This is a genomic window from Pseudomonas grimontii, assembly GCF_007858185.1.
In the GTDB taxonomy this organism is placed as follows: Bacteria; Pseudomonadota; Gammaproteobacteria; order Pseudomonadales; family Pseudomonadaceae; genus Aquipseudomonas; species Aquipseudomonas grimontii.
On the sequence record NZ_VFES01000001.1, the window covers coordinates 721862 to 737439 of the forward strand.

The following is a 15578-nucleotide window of genomic DNA, read 5'->3' on the forward strand; positions in this document are numbered from 1 at the left end:
TTTTTATGGGCTGCGTTTCAGTCGGCTCAGGCTTTTTTGCGACTCGCCATCGCCGTCACCACATACCCAATACACGCTGCGAGTATCGACCCGGTCAGAATCCCCATTCGATCCTCCCCGGCAAACTCACTGGCACCCGGCACAAACGCCAGGGAGCCTACGAACAAGCTCATGGTGAAGCCGATGCCGCACAGGATTGCCACGCCGAAGACCTGGCCCCAATTGGCGCCACTGGGCAGTGCTGCGAGGCCGGTCTTGATGGCCAGCCAGGTGAGGCCGAACACGCCGATGGTCTTGCCGATCAGCAGGCCGGCGGCAATGCCCATCGGCACGTGGTGGGTGAAGCTTTCCAGGCTGACCCCGGTAAGTGACACACCTGCGTTGGCAAAGGCGAACAGCGGCAGGATGCCGTAGGCCACCCACGGATGCAGGGCGTGCTCCAGCGTGAGCAGCGGCGAGGGCTCGGCGTTCTTGGTGCGCATCGGGATGCAGAACGCCAGGGTCACGCCCGCCAGGGTGGCGTGCACGCCGCTCTTGAGTACGCACACCCACAGGATCAGGCCAATGATCAGGTAGGGCCCAAGCTTGATCACGCCCAGGCGGTTCATTGCAATCAAGGCAATCAAGCAGGCGCCCGCGCCGGCCAAGGCCGCACCGGACAGGTCGGCGGAATAGAACACGGCGATAACGATGATCGCGCCAAGGTCGTCGATGATAGCCAGGGTCATCAGGAACAGCTTCAGCGACACCGGCACCCGCTTGCCCAGCAGTGCCAGGACACCCAGTGCGAAGGCGATGTCGGTGGCCATCGGGATTGCCCAGCCGGAGAGTGCGGCGGGGTAGTCCTTGTTGATGGCCCAGTAGATCAGCGCCGGCACCACCATACCGCCGATGGCAGCTGCGCCAGGCAGGACCACTTGCGAAGGCTTGGACAGGTGGCCGTCAAGCAGCTCGCGCTTGACCTCCAGGCCGATCAACAGGAAGAACAGGGCCATCAGGCCATCGTTGATCCACAACAGCGCGGGCTTGGCGATTTGCAGCGCGCCAATCTGGGCCACCACCGGCACGTCGAGAAACGCGCCGTACAGGTGCGACAACGGTGAGTTGTTGATGATCAGTGCCAGGGCTGCCGCGGCGATCAACAACAGGCCGCTGGCGGCTTCCAGCTGGAAGAAACGGGTGAAAGTGCTACGCAGAGCCAAGGGATGCTCTCCAATCCGGATTCAATAGGTGGGTACCCTAACCCGTACCGTTAGTTGTTAAAACAAAAGTTATATTCTTATTTGTTATAAGAAGCGGGCAGGTTTAGTGTTGCGTCAGGGCGTGGAGATTGTGTGTCCAATTGAGTCGCTACTGTATCTGTGTCGAGTGTAGGAAAGATCCTAATATTGACATCGAAATTCTTAGAGAACCCCATTATGAGCGACCAACGCCCCTGGGCCCGTGAAGCCATTCGCATCATTGAAGCGGACTTCCAGCGCAGCGCCGACACGCACCTGATCCCCTTGCCGCTGCCAGGTTTGCCGGGCATCGAGTTGTACTTCAAGGACGAGTCGAGCCACCCCACCGGCAGCCTGAAACACCGGTTGGCCCGCTCGCTGTTCCTGTATGCGCTGTGCAATGGCTGGCTCAAGCCCGGCGCGCCGGTGATAGAGGCGTCCAGCGGGTCTACGGCGATCTCCGAAGCCTACTTCGCTCGCCTGCTTGGCCTGCCGTTTATCGCGGTAATGCCCGCCACCACCTCCCAGGAAAAGATCGCGCAGATTGCCTTCTACGGCGGCAAGAGTCATTTGGTACAAGATCCGACGCAGATCTACGCCGAGTCCGAACGCTTGGCGCAGGAAAGCGGTGGTCATTTCATGGATCAGTTCACCTATGCCGAGCGTGCCACCGACTGGCGGGCGAACAACAACATCGCCGAGTCGATCTTCCAGCAGATGCGTTTTGAGCGGCACCCGGAGCCGAGCTGGTTGATTTCCAGTCCCGGCACCGGTGGCACTACCGCCACGCTCGGTCGTTATGTGCGTTATCGCCAGCACTGCACTCGCGTGTTGTGTGCCGATGCCGAGCGCTCGGTATTCTTCGATTTCTACCAGAGTGGCGACGCCAGCCTGCGCCTGGACTGCGGTTCACGTATCGAAGGCATTGGCCGGCCTCGGGTCGAGGCGTCGTTTCTGCCCAAGGTGATCGATGCGATGGTCAAGGTGCCGGATGCGCTGTCGCTGGCAGCCATGCATTACCTGGCTGAGCGCTTGGGGCGGCGTGTCGGCGGTTCCAGCGGGACCAACCTGATTGGCGCATTGGTGGCGGCGCAGCAGATGAAGGCGGCGGGGGAGTCAGGTTCGATCGTGGCGATTTTGTGTGATGGGGGGGAGCGGTATGCCACCACCTATTACGATCAGGCGTGGTTGGCGGGGCAGGGTTATGCGCTGGAAGGTTCGATCTCGGCCGTTGCGGCCAGTGTGGAGCAGGGCGAGCCATTACCAGCCAACATCCTGCGCGCGAATATCTGATACAACGCAAATTAAATGTGGGAGGGGGCTTGCCCCCGATAGCCGTGTTTCAGTCAACTTATCCTGCGACTGATTCACCGCTACCGGAGCAAGCCCCCTCCCACATTTAATTTGCGCTGTTCTCAGGCTTTGATGCCGAGCATATCCCGCGCCAACGCCTCGGCAATCCGAATCCCATCAACCCCGGCCGACAGAATCCCGCCCGCATAGCCAGCGCCTTCACCGGCCGGGAACAGGCCTTTCACGTTCAAGCTCTGCATCGATTCGTCGCGGGTAATCCGCAGCGGCGACGAGGTGCGCGTCTCGATACCGGTCAACACGGCATCGTGCAGCGAGTAGCCCTTGATCTGCTTCTCGAACGCCGGCAGTGCTTCGCGGATCGCTTCGATGGCGAAGTCCGGCAAGGCCAGGGCCAGGTCACCCAGGGCCACCCCTGGCTTGTAGGACGGTTCCACACTGCCGATCGCAGTGGACGGCTTACCGGCGATAAAGTCGCCGACCAACTGTGCCGGGGCCTCATAGTTGCTGCCGCCGAGGATGTAGGCGTGGGACTCCAGGCGCTCCTGCAGCTCGATACCCGCCAGCGGGCCGCCAGGGTAATCCACTTCCGGCGTGATGCCGACCACGATGCCGGAGTTGGCATTGCGCTCGTTACGCGAGTACTGGCTCATGCCGTTGGTCACCACACGGTTCGGCTCTGAGGTCGCGGCCACCACGGTGCCGCCCGGGCACATGCAGAAGCTGTAGACCGAACGGCCGTTCTTGGCGTGGTGCACCAGCTTGTAGTCGGCGGCGCCCAGCTTTGGGTGCCCGGCATATTTGCCCAGGCGCGCGGCGTCGATCAGCGATTGCGGGTGTTCGATTCGGAAACCCACCGAGAACGGCTTGGCTTCCATGTACACGCCACGGCCGTGGAGCATGCGGAAGGTGTCGCGGGCGCTGTGGCCGAGGGCCAGGATTACGTGCTTGGAGAGGATCTGTTCTCCACCGTCGATGACGACGCCATTCAACTGGCCGTCTTCGATCAGCACGTCGGTCACCCGCTGCTCGAAACGCACTTCACCGCCCAGGGCGATGATCTGCTCGCGCATGTTTTCCACCACACCGGTCAGGCGGAAGGTGCCGATGTGCGGCTTGCTGACGTAGAGGATTTCTTCCGGCGCGCCGGCCTTGACGAACTCGTGCAGGACTTTGCGGCCGTGGAATTTCGGGTCCTTGATCTGGCTGTAGAGCTTGCCATCGGAGAAGGTCCCGGCGCCGCCCTCACCGAACTGCACGTTGGACTCGGGGTTGAGCACGCTTTTGCGCCACAGGCCCCAGGTGTCTTTGGTGCGCTGGCGCACTTCCTTGCCACGTTCGAGGATGATCGGCTTGAAGCCCATCTGTGCCAGCAGCAGTCCGGCGAAGATACCGCACGGGCCAAAACCGACGACGACAGGCCGCTCGACCAAGCCTTCCGGGGCCTGGCCGACTACCTTGTAGCTGACGTCCGGTGCCGGGTTGACGTTGCGGTCATCGGCGAACTTGAGCAGCAGGGCGGCTTCGCCCTTCACATCCAGGTCGACGGTGTAGATGAAGCACAGTTCCGACGACTTCTTGCGGGCGTCGTAGCTGCGTTTGAACAGGGTGAAATCGAGCAGGTCATCACTGGCGATGCCCAGGCGCTGCACGATGGCAGGCCGCAGGTCTTCTTCGGGATGGTCGATGGGCAGCTTGAGTTCGGTGATTCGTAACATGACGGGATCCGGTAGGCGGCGGACAAAGAGGCCGGCTGTTTTGCAAACCGGCGATTATAAGCCTCAATGGCGGTTTTCCGTCAGGTTAAAACAGCACAGCGCTGAATCAGTCGTCCCGGGAACCACCAAACGCCGCGCAACCGCGCTGTACCTGGCCGTTGACGCGCAATTCCGCGGTCATGTGTTGCAGGCTGCCGCTGACGCTGTCGATGCAGCGTTGCGGCGCTACCCACAGTTCGATGTGCTGGTTGTTGGCTTCGGTCATCAGGTTGAAGCGGCCGTCGCCGATTTGCTCTTCGACATAAGGCACCGCCAGTGGCGGCTGACCTTCACGCTCAAGCACCATGCCCTTGGCGGTGACGTTCATTGCCCAGGCCGGCTTGTGGCCGTTGGCCCGCAGGGTCATGCGCTTGAAGTCCGGGTCGGTACAGGCAGAAGTCGAGCGCTCCACACGGTAGAGCTGTTGCAGGTCGACGCTGCCCTGGGTGCCGCTGGCGACGCCCGAGAACTTGCCGCGCAAGTCGGCAAACAATGCACCTTGCTGACCGGCCAGGGAGGCCGCTTCCTGCAGGATGCTGGTGCCGCTGGTGTCGTTGACGACATAGTTGCGTTTATCGTCGCACGGCTGGAACAGCAGCTTGCCACCTACCGCCGTGAGTTCACCCTGCATGCGGGTAAGCCCGGCGGTAGACGGCTTGGTCGGCTCGTTTTCGAATACCTGGCAAGCGGCGAACAAAGGAAGCAGGGCAAACAGAGCGAGGGTACGGGCGGCACGCATAAGGGGTCTCCAGACAAGTGCCGCCACGTTACGCAGGCTGGCGACGCATCACAAGTCAGTAATACGAACCGGTGCCGTAAGAAAAAGCGCGGGCTTGTCCTACAGCCAGGTGCGAAATTATGTGCAACGCTCTTGCTTTACATCTGGAGCTTGAACCATGCCCGTTCGAACAGCCCTGTGCGCATTTTTATTGTTAGTGTTATCCACCGCTTGGGCAGAAGAACCCGTGCAGCTTTACTACAATTCGCAGACGGACTTTGTAGACATGCAGCTGTGGCTAAAAAATGAGCATAACGCCAATCCCAGTTACATCGAAATGCACGTAGTCCTCAGCCCAGAAGCCAAAGCCCGCACTGAAGCGTTGAGCGCGCGGGCTATAGACAAGTCGCTGACGCTCTATCTCAATGGACGAGCAGTAAGCACATCCAGGATCAGAAGTGTACTGGACACGGGGCAGTTTAGAATCGCTATTCCCAGGGAGATGCTCCTGGAAATGATGCCGTCGCTGATGCAGTAGCGGTTCGCGGCGCTGATTCACCCGCGCCGCAAAAAACGCTTAACCCACGATAAAGGTCTGGCCTGTCTGCAAGCCTTCGACACTTTTCGCGTAGGCCAATGCTACATCGGCACCGGCGGCCGGCTTGTAGCCACGAAAATACGGTGCGTAGCTGTCCATGGCTTCCTGCAAGACGGTAGGACTTACGGAGTTAATGCGCAAACCGCGTGGCAATTCGATCGCAGCGGCTTTTACGAACGCATCCAACGCGCCATTGACCAGGGCAGCCGACGCTCCGGTACGGATCGGGTCGCGGTTGAGGATGCCGCTGGTGAAGGTGAATGAGGCGCCATCATTGGCGTACTCACTGCCGATCAACAGCAGGTTGACCTGGCCCATCAGCTTGTCACGCAAGCCCAGCTCAAAATCGCTTTCGCTCATGTCGCCCAACGCCACGAAGTTTACGTTGCCCGCCGCGCAGACCAAAGCGTCGAACTTGCCGGTCTGTTTGAACAGCTTGCGAATCGAGGCGCTGTCGCTGATGTCCACCTGGAAGTCGCCACTGCTGCGGCCGATGCTGATCACGTCGTGACGCTGGGCCAGTTCTGCCTTCACTGCCGAGCCGATGGTACCGCTGGCGCCAATCAATAGAATTTTCATGGTGGTAGTTCTCCGAGGGGTAGTGAGAGGTCAGTCTAGAGTGGCTTTTTCAGTGGATAAACGTGCTAATAGGCAACCTTTGGTTTTCAAATGGAAACAATCCATGAGCGAAATGGATGACCTGGCAGCGTTTGCCGTTCTGATTGAAGCCGGCAGCTTTACCGTAGCGGCCGAGCAACTGGGGTGTAGCAAGGGGCAGTTGTCCAAGCGCATCAGCCTGTTGGAAGCGCAATATTCGGTGGTGCTGCTGCACCGCACCACGCGCAAGCTCAGCCTCACTGCTGCCGGCGCGGCGTTATTGCCCCAGGCTCAGGCGTTGGTGGTGCAGGTCGATCGCGCCCGCCAGGCATTGGCTCGGCTCAAGGATGATCTGGCCGGGCCGGTGCGTATGACGGTTCCGGTGTCGTTGGGAGAAACGTTCTTCGACGGCTTGTTGCTGGAGTTTTCCAAGCAATACCCGCAGGTGCAGATCGAGTTGGAGCTGAACAACAGCTACCGTGATTTGGCGCGGGATGGTTTTGACCTGGGGGTGCGCTCAGGGGCGATTGAAAATGAGCGGTTGGTGGCCAAACCGTTGCTGGCCTGGCACGAGATGACCTGTGCCAGCCCGGCCTACCTCGCGCAATACGGCGAACCCCAGACCCCGGCGGACCTGGCCGCACACCGTTGCCTGCTTAACAGCCACTACAGCGGCCGTGAAGAGTGGCTGTACCACCAGCAGCACGAATTAATGCGGGTGCGGGTCAGTGGTACGTTTGCCTCCAACCATTACAACTTGTTGAAAAAGGCCGCCTTGGTGGGGGCTGGTATCGCTCGCCTGCCGTCCTACGTACTTCCGGCAGAACTGGCTGACGGCCGATTGCGCTGGCTCCTGCGCGATTATCAGACGCGGAGCATGCCGATGTACCTGGTCCATCCCTATCACGGTGGGCTGCCGCGTCGCACCCAGGTGCTGGCCGACTATCTGGTGGATTGGTTCAAGCGCAGCGGTGAGGCGCTGGATCGGCTTTAGTGGTAGCGGCGAGCAATCAGTTGATCAACCGACAGGCAGCCCGGCCCCTTGGCAACCAACAGCAGCAGCAAGGCAATCCAGGTGCCGTGGGTAGGGTAAGCGTCCGGGTAGACAAACAGTTGAATGACCAGGGTCATGCCGATCAACGCCAGGGCCGAGAAACGCGTGGCGAGCCCTATCAGAATCAATAGCGGGAAAAAGTGTTCGGCAAACGCCGCCATGTACGCAGCCACCTCCGGCGACAGCAATGGCACGTGGTATTCGCTGCGAAACAGCGGCAATGTCGAGGCCGCAAGCTTGGGTTCGCCAAGCTGGAAAGTGCCGTTGAGCAGGTCGATGGCAAAACCTTCGACCTTGGTCTGCCCGGACTTCCAGAACACTGCGGCAATCGAGAAGCGCGCAATAAAGGCGATCAGGCTGTAGGGGATGTGCTCGAAAAGCGTGATGGCCCGTTTGATCAGGCAGGAAGGGGGCGTATTCATGACGATACCTTTTGTGCTGGGAGCAGATGAGTGATGGCGTGGTGGTTGATCAGCAACGAAAGACATTGGTGCAGGTCGAATTCGTCCGAGGCTTGCAGCGCATCTGCCACGGCCAATTCCAAAGCCTTGCCGTGGTTCAAGCTATTGATGAACGTTACCGAGCCGCTGTCGATGGCGAACACCTTGACCTCCAGGCCTCGGCGCAGCACCAGCGCGCCTTGGGCGTGCCAGGGATTCAGCGTGGCCATGCCGTCCTCTATCCGGTGCGCCGCCCAGATCGCCACCACGGCATAGGCGGAATTCAACGTGGCGAGGGATGGATGCAGTTGCAGGCGCAACTGGCCCAGGTCCGTTTGGCCGCTCAGTGTATGGATCAGGGCATGCTGCTCCAGCGGCGGCGTATCCGCAGCGTGATAGGCGCGCACTCGCAGCCGCTCAAGGCGGGCGACATCAGCAAGGTAAGGCACCCTGGCCGCCGGGTCGAAACCCTGGATGAAGCGGGCAAAGCCGCTGCCGTATTCGCTGATCATTGGGCTGGTGGGTGGACAGGCTTGTACATATAGCCGAGCCATGGCGCGAAAAAAATCATCGCCCACCAATTGCAGCGTCACCGGGTACGTCGTCGCCAACGCATTGATCAATGCGTTGTGCACATTATTGCGGTACACCGCAAAACGGCTGGCCGGGTCGGCACCGTTGCTGCTGAACAACCCGTCGGGACAGGTTTGATCGGGCGCCAGCAGGGCGCTGGCAAACGCGTCTTGAAGGCTCATGGGCGTACCTGCAACAGATGCCGTTCGGCATGCTCGGCTTCGGCCAGCAGCATGCTGAAGGCTGGCACTTGGTTGTCTCGTTCGATCAGCGTTGCCACCGCGCCGATGCGCGCGAGCACCTGTTCGTACAACTGCCACACCGCGTTATCGATGGGCGCACCGTGATCATCGATCAGCAGGCGGTCACCCAGGCTGTCTGTGTCTTCGGCGAAACCGGCCAGATGAATCTCCCCCACGGCGTGCAACGGTAGGGCGTTGATGTAGGTCTGTGGGTCGCGCTGGTGGTTGATGCATGACACGTAGACGTTGTTCACGTCCAGCAGCAGGCCGCAGCCGGTGCGGCGGATGATCTCGCTGATGAAGTCGGTCTCGTCCAAGGTGGAGCGCTGGAACTGCAGGTAGGTCGATGGGTTCTCCAGCAGCATCGGCCGCTTGAGGGTGCTCTGCACCTGATCGACGTGTTCGCATACCCGATTCAAGGTGGCGGTGTCATAAGCCAGGGGGAGCAGGTCATTGAGAAACACCGGGCCGTGGCTGGACCAGGCCAGGTGTTCGGAAAAGGCGTGGGGCTGGTAGCGTTCGATCAGGGCGGCCAAGCGCCCCAAGTGCTCACGGTTGAGCGGGCCTTCGCCACCGATGGACAGGCCCACCCCGTGCAACGACAGGGGGTACTGTTCGCGGATCAACCCCAGGTAGTGATGAAACGGTCCGCCGGCCACCATGTAGTTTTCGGCGTGTACTTCAAAAAAACCGACATCGGGGGAAGTATCGAGCACTTCATTGAAGTGCTCGTGCTTCAGCCCCAGCCCGGCCCGATAGGGAAGGCCGGGCACCTGAACCGGTGAGACTGTGGGCAGGAGTGAAAGCGTCATCATCCGTACTCAGGCTATCGAGGTTTCAGGATTTGGCGGTAAAGGCAGCTTCCTGGCCGAAACCGGTCGGCGAGGTGGAGCTTGGAGTTTGGGTGCAGGTGCCGGCCGGGACCAGTTTCCAGGCGTTGGCCTGGTCCTTGGTTTTCGAGGTGCCGGCGCAGGACGTGCCTGCACCTGCGGCGCAATCGTTCTTGCCGGCCTCCGCGACGCCGAAGCATTTCTGCATGTCGTCTGCTGCGTGGGCGGTGGTGGTCAGGGCGGACAGGCTCAAGGCCGAACCCAGGGCGAGGACGAGGGAAGCGGCGGACAGTTTGGTCGTCATGGTGGATCTCCAGCAGTGGGTTGAGGAGCGGGCTTGAATGCCTGCTTGCACCACTAGAGGCGGGAGGACGATGTTCGTTACAAGGTCAGACGAGATAATTTCAAACAATGCAAAAAAATGTGGGAGGGCGCTTGCTCCCGATGGCGGGGTGTCAGGCACAGAGCATGTGACTGATAGACCGCCATCGGGGGCAAGTCGAATCGTCGCACCGCCCCTCCCACATTAGATCCGGTTTGTTCAGCAACCGTCTCTTAGCCGCCCAGGTACGCCTCACGTACCTTCGGATCGGTCAGCAACTGCTCGCCAGTGCCTTGCATCACCACCCGGCCGTTCTCCAGCACGTAGGCACGGTCGGCGATTTTCAGCGCCTGGTTGGCGTTCTGCTCCACGAGGAACACCGTCACACCGTCCTTGCGCAGCTGTTCGATGATGTCGAAGATCTGCTGGATGATGATCGGTGCTAGGCCCAGGGAGGGTTCGTCCAACAGCAACAGCTTGGGCTTGCTCATCAGCGCCCGGCCGATGGCGAGCATTTGCTGCTCGCCGCCGGACATGGTGCCGCCGCGCTGGCTGAAGCGCTCCTTGAGACGAGGGAACAGGTGCAGCACCTTGTCCATCTGCTCCTGGTAGTCGCCCTTGTCGGTGAAGAACCCGCCCATGGCCAGGTTCTCCTCCACCGTCAGGCGCGAGAACACCCGACGGCCCTCCGGCACCACGGCAATGCTCTTGCGCATGATGTGCGAAGACTGCTGGCCCACCAACTCTTCACCCATGTAGCGGATGCTGCCGCTGTGGGCTTGCGGCGAGCCGCACAAGGTCATCAGCAAGGTCGACTTGCCGGCGCCGTTGGCGCCGATCAGCGTGACGATCTCACCCTGGCGCACTTCCACGTTGACGCTGTGCAAGGCCTGGATCTTGCCGTAGAAAGTGGAAACGTTTTCGAATTGCAGCATTTTACGCTTCCCCCAGATAGGCTTTGATCACTTCAGGATTGTCGCGGATCTGCTCCGGCGTCCCGTCCGCCAGCGGCGTGCCCTGGTTGATTACCACGATATGGTCGGAAATGCTCATGACCAGTTTCATGTCGTGTTCGATCAACAGCACCGTGGCGTTGTTTTCCTCACGCAACACGCCGATCAGCGCCTTGAGGTCTTCGGTTTCCTTGGGGTTCAGGCCGGCGGCCGGTTCGTCGAGCATCAGGATCCGCGGGCGGGTCATCATGCAGCGGGCGATTTCCAGGCGACGTTGCTGACCATAGGCCAGGGTGCCGGCGGGGCGGTTGGCGAACTCGGTGAGATTGACCTTGTCCAGCCAGTACTCCGCATATTCCATGGCCTCGCGCTCGCTCTTGCGGAACGCCGGGGTCTTGAACAGGCCTGCAAAGAAGTTGGTGTTCAGGTGACGGTGCTGGGCGATCAACAGGTTCTCGACCGCCGTCATGTCCTTGAACAGCCGCACGTTCTGGAAGGTTCGCACCACGCCCTTTCGGGCGATCTCGTGACCGGCCAGGCCCTGGATCGGTTGGCCGTCCAGCAGGATGCTGCCGCCACTCGGCTTGTAGAAACCGGTGAGGCAGTTGAACACCGTGGTCTTGCCGGCGCCGTTGGGGCCGATCAATGCCACCACCTGTTTCTCTTTCACGGTCAGGGCGACGCCGTTGACCGCCAGCAAGCCGCCGAAGCGCATGCTCAAGTTTTCGACTTTCAGGATCTCGCGGCTCATTTGCGCAGCTCCATGTGTGGACGTTGCATGGGCAGCAGGCCTTGAGGTCGCCAGATCATCATCAGCACCATCATGGCGCCGAACATCAACATGCGGTATTCGCTGAACTCACGCATCATTTCCGGCAGCAGGATCATCACGATCGCCGCCAGGATCACGCCCAGTTGCGAGCCCATGCCACCCAATACCACGATGGCGAGGATGATCGCCGACTCGATAAACGTGAACGACTCCGGAGTCACCAGGCCTTGGCGCGCGGCGAAGAAGCTGCCGGCGAAACCGGCGAATGCGGCACCCAGGGTGAAAGCGGAGAGTTTGATGATGGTCGGGTTCAGGCCGAGGGCACGGCAGGCGATTTCATCTTCGCGCAACGCTTCCCAGGCACGGCCGATCGGCATGCGCAGCAAGCGGTTGATCACGAACAGTGCCGCCAGCGCCAGCAACAGTGCCACCAGGTACAGGAACACCACTTTGCTCACCGGGTTGTAGTCGATCCCGAAGTACTCGTGGAAGGTCTGCATGCCTTCGGCAGCGGTGCGGTCGAACGACAGACCGAAGAAAGTCGGCTTGGGGATGCTGCTGATGCCGTTGGGGCCACCGGTGATGTCGGTCAGGTTACGCAGGAACAGACGGATGATTTCACCGAAGCCCAGGGTCACGATGGCCAGGTAGTCACCGCGCAGGCGCAGTACCGGGAAGCCCAGCAGGAAGCCAAACGTGGCCGCCGCCATGCCGGCCAGCGGCAGGCAGATCCAGAAGCTCCAGCCCAGGTAGTGCGACAGCAGCGCGTAGGTGTAGGCACCCACGGCGTAGAAGCCCACATAACCCAGGTCGAGCAGGCCGGCGAGGCCCACCACGATGTTCAGGCCAAGGCCCAGCAACACGTAGATCAGGATCAGGGTAGCAATGTCGACCGCACCGCGCGAGCCGAAGAACGGCCAGATCAACGCGGCCACGATCAGCCCGATGATGATGTAGCGCTGGGTGCGTGGCAGGGTCAGGAATTGGCTGACCTTGGGCGAGACCAACGGGCCACGGTTGCGCTTGAACAGATCGCCGACCTGCTGGGTGAACAACACGCGCAGGAACATCAGCACCGAACACAGGGCGATGATGGTCAGGGTCACGGGGCCGGTGCCATGCACTTCAAGGTTGATGCCGACAATGCTCAGCTTGAGGCCGAGTACCGGGAAGGCCACCGCCCACACCAGCAAGGCGCTGAAAAACGCCGATTTAAGATATCTGCTCATACTTTCTCAACCTCCGGACGGCCCAGGATGCCGGTCGGGCGGAACAACAGCACCAGAACCAACAGGCCGAACGCGACGACGTCCTTGTATTGGTCGCCGAAAATATCGGCACCAAACGCCTCGGCCACCCCCAGCACCAGGCCGCCGAGCATCGCGCCCGGAATACTGCCGATGCCGCCCAATACTGCTGCGGTAAAGGCCTTGAGGCCTACCAGGAAACCGGCGTTGGGGTTGATCACGCCGTACTGCATGCTCAGCAGTACCGCCGCGACGGCTGCCAGCGCGGCACCGATCACGAAGGTCAGGGCGATGATGTTGTTGGTGTTGATGCCCAACAGGTTGGCCATCTTGATGTCTTCGGCGCAGGCCCGGCAGGCGCGCCCCAGACGGGAACGTGAGATGAACAGGGTCAGGCCCAGCATGGCCACCAGGGTGACGATGAAGACCAGGATCTGCATGTAGGAAATCAGGACTTCTTCCGCACCACCCGGACCGAAGGAGAAGCTCCCCGGGATCAGGTTGGGGATGGATTTATCCTTGGAGTCCTGGGACAGCAATACGGTGTTCTGCAGGAAAATCGACATGCCGATGGCGGAAATCAGCGGGATCAAACGGTTGCTGCCACGCAAGGGACGGTAGGCAACGCGCTCGATACTGTAGCCATAGGCACTGGTTACGATGATCGACGCAAGGAACGCAGCGGTCATCAACAGCGGCAGGGAGTGGATACCCATCATGGCCAGCCCGGCAAGGGCGATGAAGGCCACGTAGGAACCAATCATGTACACCTCGCCATGGGCGAAGTTAATCATTCCAATGATGCCGTAAACCATTGTGTAGCCAATGGCTATCAAGGCATAGGTGCTGCCAATGGTCAGGCCATTAACCAGCTGTTGGAAAAAATGATAGATCTCAGGCATTACAGCGCTCCTAAAAACCCGATACGCATTTCACTGGTGGAGTCATGTTCCGGCCCCGTGCTGTGTTCTGTGAGCACATTTGCACAAAGCGTTTGCCAGCGAACCGCTGGTGACGGTTTTAAGATTTTCAGGTGAGCCAGCGCCCGGATCGCGGGTGACAGGCCCATAAACCTCGTAAAACAAAACCCACTGCTCTCACAGTGGGCTTGTTGGACCAGTAACGCCTGGCTTACTGAGGGGAAACTTCGGTTTTTGGTTTGCCGAAGTGCCATTCGTAGACCACGAACTTGAAGTCCTTCAGGTCGCCCTTGGCGTCGAAGCTCAGCTCGCCGGTAGGGGTCTTGAAGGTGCCCGCGTGGATGGCGGCAGCCACTTTGGCGGTGTCTTCGCTCTTGGCAGCGGTAATACCGCCGGCGATGACTTCAATGGCCGAGTAGGCCGGGAACACGAACGGACCGGTTGGGTCCTGCTTGTTCTTGGCGAACTCGTCAACGATGGCTTTGTTGGCCGGGTCGGTATCGAAGGATTTAGGCAAGGTCACCAGCAGGCCTTCGGAAGCGCCCTGGGCGATTTGCGAGATGGAATCGTTGCCGACGCCCTCTGGCCCCATGAACTTGGCGTTCAGGCCTTTTTCCTTGGACTGGCGCAGGATCAGGCCCAGCTCCGGGTGGTAGCCGCCGTAGTAGACGAAGTCGACGTTGGCTTGCTTGAGCTTCTGGATGATCGAGGAGAAGTCTTTGTCGCCGGCGTTCAGGCCTTCGAAGACGGCAACCTTCACGCCTTTCTTCTCGAGGGTCTGCTTGACGGCGGTGGCGATGCCTTCACCGTATTGCTGCTTGTCGTGCAGGACGGCAACGATTTTCGGCTTCACGTGGTCGGCGATGTAGTTGCCGGCCGCTGGGCCTTGGGCGCTGTCCAGGCCGATGGTGCGGAAGATCAGCTTGTAGCCACGGGCGGTGATTTCCGGGCTGGTGGCTGCCGGGGTAATCATGATCACGCCTTCGTCTTCATAAATGTCGGACGCTGGCTGAGTGGAGCTGGAGCAGAGGTGACCGACCACGAACTTGACGCCATCGTTGACCACTTTGTTGGCCACGGCCACGGCTTGTTTAGGATCGCAAGCGTCGTCGTATTCCTTGGCTTCGAGCATTTTGCCGTCGACGCCGCCCTTGGCGTTGATGTCGGCGATGGCCTGCTTGGCACCCATGAATTGCATGTCGCCGTATTGCGTTACTGGGCCGGTTTTCGGACCGGCGATGCCGATCTTGATGGTGTCAGCTGCGAACGAATGGCCGGCAACCCCAGCCAGGACCATAGCGGCAAACAGTTTGGAAATCTGCTTAGTAGCCTTATTCATAGTGCTCCACTCTTACTGTTGTATTTTTTATAGTTCTAGCGGCCTTGTGAGCTGCAGAACCGGATCAGATATCTCGGATATCCCCCCGGCAGTGCCCTGGCAACTGTACCGGTACAGTGTAGAGCGCCGGTTCATCGCTTGAAAAGCTGGCTACTGGGGGCAAAACCCGGGCGTGTCGCTTAAATGAAAGAAAAAGACAGAATTGCGGCGGGGTGATGCCAGAGTTCCGGGCAATCCTTGGCTTTCCTGACACTTTCAGTCGATGACTCATTTGCAACTGGGTTTTTCTACCTGGCTTTTTATACGAAAGGCACGACGCTATGATTGCGCCGATTTTTTTCTCAGGTGAATTCCCATGACGCAAGAACCTAGCACCCTCTATGCCAAGCTGCTCGGTGAAACCGCCGAAATCTCCTGGAAGGAGCTTGAACCGTTCTTTGCCAAGGGTGCCCTATTGTGGGTCGATGCGGGCCTGGATTTGATCGAGGCCGCCGAGGGAATGGCCGAAGACAACCGCGATAAAGTCGCTGCCTGGTTGGCCTCGGGTACCCTGTGCGAAGTGTCTGCGACGCGGGCATTGGACCTGGTGGAGCGTGACCCGAGCTTGTGGGCGGTGGTGGTTTCGCCGTGGATACTGATCCAGGAAAGGGCGGCGCGATAAGTCTTTGCACTTAAAAGGTGCATG

At 60.1% G+C, this 15578-nt stretch carries 17 protein-coding genes; 4 read left to right on the forward strand and 13 right to left on the reverse strand.

What is annotated here, in order from left to right; genetic code table 11:
- Positions 1-26: 26 nt before the first annotated feature.
- On the reverse strand, positions 27-1202 hold the full coding sequence (nhaA, locus tag FIV39_RS03455) for a Na+/H+ antiporter NhaA (RefSeq protein ID WP_090408411.1): 1176 nt from the start codon (positions 1200-1202) through the stop codon (positions 27-29).
- 216 nt (positions 1203-1418) lie between these two features.
- Between nhaA and FIV39_RS03460 the strand changes: the two genes are divergently transcribed.
- On the forward strand, positions 1419-2513 hold the full coding sequence (locus FIV39_RS03460; protein ID WP_090408406.1) for a PLP-dependent cysteine synthase family protein: 1095 nt from the start codon (positions 1419-1421) through the stop codon (positions 2511-2513).
- Between the two features lie 122 nt (positions 2514-2635).
- On the opposite strand, the gene FIV39_RS03465 is transcribed toward FIV39_RS03460, so the two are convergent.
- On the reverse strand, positions 2636-4249 hold the full coding sequence (locus FIV39_RS03465; RefSeq protein WP_090408403.1) for an NAD(P)/FAD-dependent oxidoreductase: 1614 nt from the start codon (positions 4247-4249) through the stop codon (positions 2636-2638).
- Between the two features lie 106 nt (positions 4250-4355).
- Complete coding sequence (locus FIV39_RS03470) at positions 4356-5027, reverse strand: COG3650 family protein (protein WP_090408400.1); 672 nt, start codon at positions 5025-5027, stop codon at positions 4356-4358.
- Positions 5028-5184: 157 nt separating this feature from the next.
- On the opposite strand from FIV39_RS03470, the gene FIV39_RS03475 reads away from it, so the two are divergent.
- Entirely contained in the window at positions 5185-5544 is a 360-nt protein-coding gene (locus tag FIV39_RS03475) for a hypothetical protein (RefSeq protein ID WP_090408397.1), read from the forward strand.
- Between the two features lie 39 nt (positions 5545-5583).
- Here FIV39_RS03475 and FIV39_RS03480 read toward each other — a convergent pair whose 3' ends face one another.
- Entirely contained in the window at positions 5584-6183 is a 600-nt protein-coding gene (locus FIV39_RS03480) for a short chain dehydrogenase (RefSeq protein WP_090408395.1), read from the reverse strand.
- A 103-nt stretch (positions 6184-6286) separates the two neighbouring features.
- Between FIV39_RS03480 and FIV39_RS03485 the strand changes: the two genes are divergently transcribed.
- Positions 6287-7195 (forward strand): LysR family transcriptional regulator, encoded by a 909-nt coding sequence (locus FIV39_RS03485; RefSeq protein WP_090408392.1) that lies wholly within the window; start codon positions 6287-6289, stop codon positions 7193-7195.
- Here FIV39_RS03485 and FIV39_RS03490 read toward each other — a convergent pair.
- The 9 genes from FIV39_RS03490 to FIV39_RS03530 all read right to left on the reverse strand — a co-directional run bounded on the left by FIV39_RS03490 (position 7192) and on the right by FIV39_RS03530 (position 14893).
- Positions 7192-7677: a DoxX family protein gene (locus FIV39_RS03490; protein ID WP_090408389.1), complete on the reverse strand. Its 486-nt coding sequence runs from the start codon at positions 7675-7677 to the stop codon at positions 7192-7194. The genes FIV39_RS03485 and FIV39_RS03490 overlap by 4 nt on opposite strands.
- The gene (locus FIV39_RS03495; protein WP_090408386.1) at positions 7674-8450 is read right to left on the reverse strand and encodes an HvfC/BufC N-terminal domain-containing protein; all 777 of its coding nucleotides are present in this window, start codon (positions 8448-8450) and stop codon (positions 7674-7676) included. The genes FIV39_RS03490 and FIV39_RS03495 overlap by 4 nt, the downstream gene beginning before the upstream one ends.
- Complete coding sequence (gene bufB, locus FIV39_RS03500; protein WP_090408383.1) at positions 8447-9325, reverse strand: MNIO family bufferin maturase; 879 nt, start codon at positions 9323-9325, stop codon at positions 8447-8449. Before bufB ends, FIV39_RS03495 begins: the two co-directional genes overlap by 4 nt.
- Before the next feature lie 22 nt (positions 9326-9347).
- Complete coding sequence (locus FIV39_RS03505) at positions 9348-9644, reverse strand: BufA1 family periplasmic bufferin-type metallophore (RefSeq protein WP_090408380.1); 297 nt, start codon at positions 9642-9644, stop codon at positions 9348-9350.
- Between the two features lie 251 nt (positions 9645-9895).
- Entirely contained in the window at positions 9896-10597 is a 702-nt protein-coding gene (locus tag FIV39_RS03510) for an ABC transporter ATP-binding protein (RefSeq protein WP_017844798.1), read from the reverse strand.
- A gap of 1 nt (position 10598) precedes the next feature.
- A complete protein-coding gene (gene livG, locus FIV39_RS03515; RefSeq protein ID WP_012722652.1) occupies positions 10599-11366 on the reverse strand; it encodes a high-affinity branched-chain amino acid ABC transporter ATP-binding protein LivG in 768 nt (255 codons plus the stop codon).
- Positions 11363-12616 carry a high-affinity branched-chain amino acid ABC transporter permease LivM gene (locus tag FIV39_RS03520; RefSeq protein WP_090408377.1) on the reverse strand — a complete coding sequence of 418 codons (1254 nt, stop codon included), beginning with the start codon at positions 12614-12616 and terminating at the stop codon, positions 11363-11365. The genes livG and FIV39_RS03520 overlap by 4 nt, the downstream gene beginning before the upstream one ends.
- A complete protein-coding gene (livH, locus tag FIV39_RS03525; protein ID WP_090408374.1) occupies positions 12613-13536 on the reverse strand; it encodes a high-affinity branched-chain amino acid ABC transporter permease LivH in 924 nt (307 codons plus the stop codon). Before livH ends, FIV39_RS03520 begins: the two co-directional genes overlap by 4 nt.
- A 229-nt stretch (positions 13537-13765) precedes the next feature.
- Positions 13766-14893: a branched-chain amino acid ABC transporter substrate-binding protein gene (locus tag FIV39_RS03530; RefSeq protein ID WP_090408372.1), complete on the reverse strand. Its 1128-nt coding sequence runs from the start codon at positions 14891-14893 to the stop codon at positions 13766-13768.
- A 355-nt stretch (positions 14894-15248) separates the two neighbouring features.
- Between FIV39_RS03530 and FIV39_RS03535 the strand changes: the two genes are divergently transcribed.
- On the forward strand, positions 15249-15554 hold the full coding sequence (locus tag FIV39_RS03535; protein WP_090408369.1) for a DUF2288 domain-containing protein: 306 nt from the start codon (positions 15249-15251) through the stop codon (positions 15552-15554).
- The last annotated feature ends 24 nt before the right edge of the window (positions 15555-15578 follow it).

What these genes read in the sequence shown, in the direction of transcription:
- FIV39_RS03460 (WP_090408406.1), top strand. Translation starts at nt 1,419, where the DNA reads ATGAGCGACCAACGCCCCTGGGCCCGTGAAGCCATTCGCATCATTGAA.
- FIV39_RS03465 (WP_090408403.1), bottom strand. Translation starts at nt 4,249, where the DNA reads ATGTTACGAATCACCGAACTCAAGCTGCCCATCGACCATCCCGAAGAA.
- FIV39_RS03470 (WP_090408400.1), bottom strand. Translation starts at nt 5,027, where the DNA reads ATGCGTGCCGCCCGTACCCTCGCTCTGTTTGCCCTGCTTCCTTTGTTC.
- FIV39_RS03475 (WP_090408397.1), top strand. Translation starts at nt 5,185, where the DNA reads ATGCCCGTTCGAACAGCCCTGTGCGCATTTTTATTGTTAGTGTTATCC.
- FIV39_RS03480 (WP_090408395.1), bottom strand. Translation starts at nt 6,183, where the DNA reads ATGAAAATTCTATTGATTGGCGCCAGCGGTACCATCGGCTCGGCAGTG.
- FIV39_RS03485 (WP_090408392.1), top strand. Translation starts at nt 6,287, where the DNA reads ATGAGCGAAATGGATGACCTGGCAGCGTTTGCCGTTCTGATTGAAGCC.
- FIV39_RS03490 (WP_090408389.1), bottom strand. Translation starts at nt 7,677, where the DNA reads ATGAATACGCCCCCTTCCTGCCTGATCAAACGGGCCATCACGCTTTTC.
- FIV39_RS03495 (WP_090408386.1), bottom strand. Translation starts at nt 8,450, where the DNA reads ATGAGCCTTCAAGACGCGTTTGCCAGCGCCCTGCTGGCGCCCGATCAA.
- bufB (WP_090408383.1), bottom strand. Translation starts at nt 9,325, where the DNA reads ATGATGACGCTTTCACTCCTGCCCACAGTCTCACCGGTTCAGGTGCCC.
- FIV39_RS03505 (WP_090408380.1), bottom strand. Translation starts at nt 9,644, where the DNA reads ATGACGACCAAACTGTCCGCCGCTTCCCTCGTCCTCGCCCTGGGTTCG.
- FIV39_RS03510 (WP_017844798.1), bottom strand. Translation starts at nt 10,597, where the DNA reads ATGCTGCAATTCGAAAACGTTTCCACTTTCTACGGCAAGATCCAGGCC.
- livG (WP_012722652.1), bottom strand. Translation starts at nt 11,366, where the DNA reads ATGAGCCGCGAGATCCTGAAAGTCGAAAACTTGAGCATGCGCTTCGGC.
- FIV39_RS03520 (WP_090408377.1), bottom strand. Translation starts at nt 12,616, where the DNA reads ATGAGCAGATATCTTAAATCGGCGTTTTTCAGCGCCTTGCTGGTGTGG.
- livH (WP_090408374.1), bottom strand. Translation starts at nt 13,536, where the DNA reads ATGCCTGAGATCTATCATTTTTTCCAACAGCTGGTTAATGGCCTGACC.
- FIV39_RS03530 (WP_090408372.1), bottom strand. Translation starts at nt 14,893, where the DNA reads ATGAATAAGGCTACTAAGCAGATTTCCAAACTGTTTGCCGCTATGGTC.
- FIV39_RS03535 (WP_090408369.1), top strand. Translation starts at nt 15,249, where the DNA reads ATGACGCAAGAACCTAGCACCCTCTATGCCAAGCTGCTCGGTGAAACC.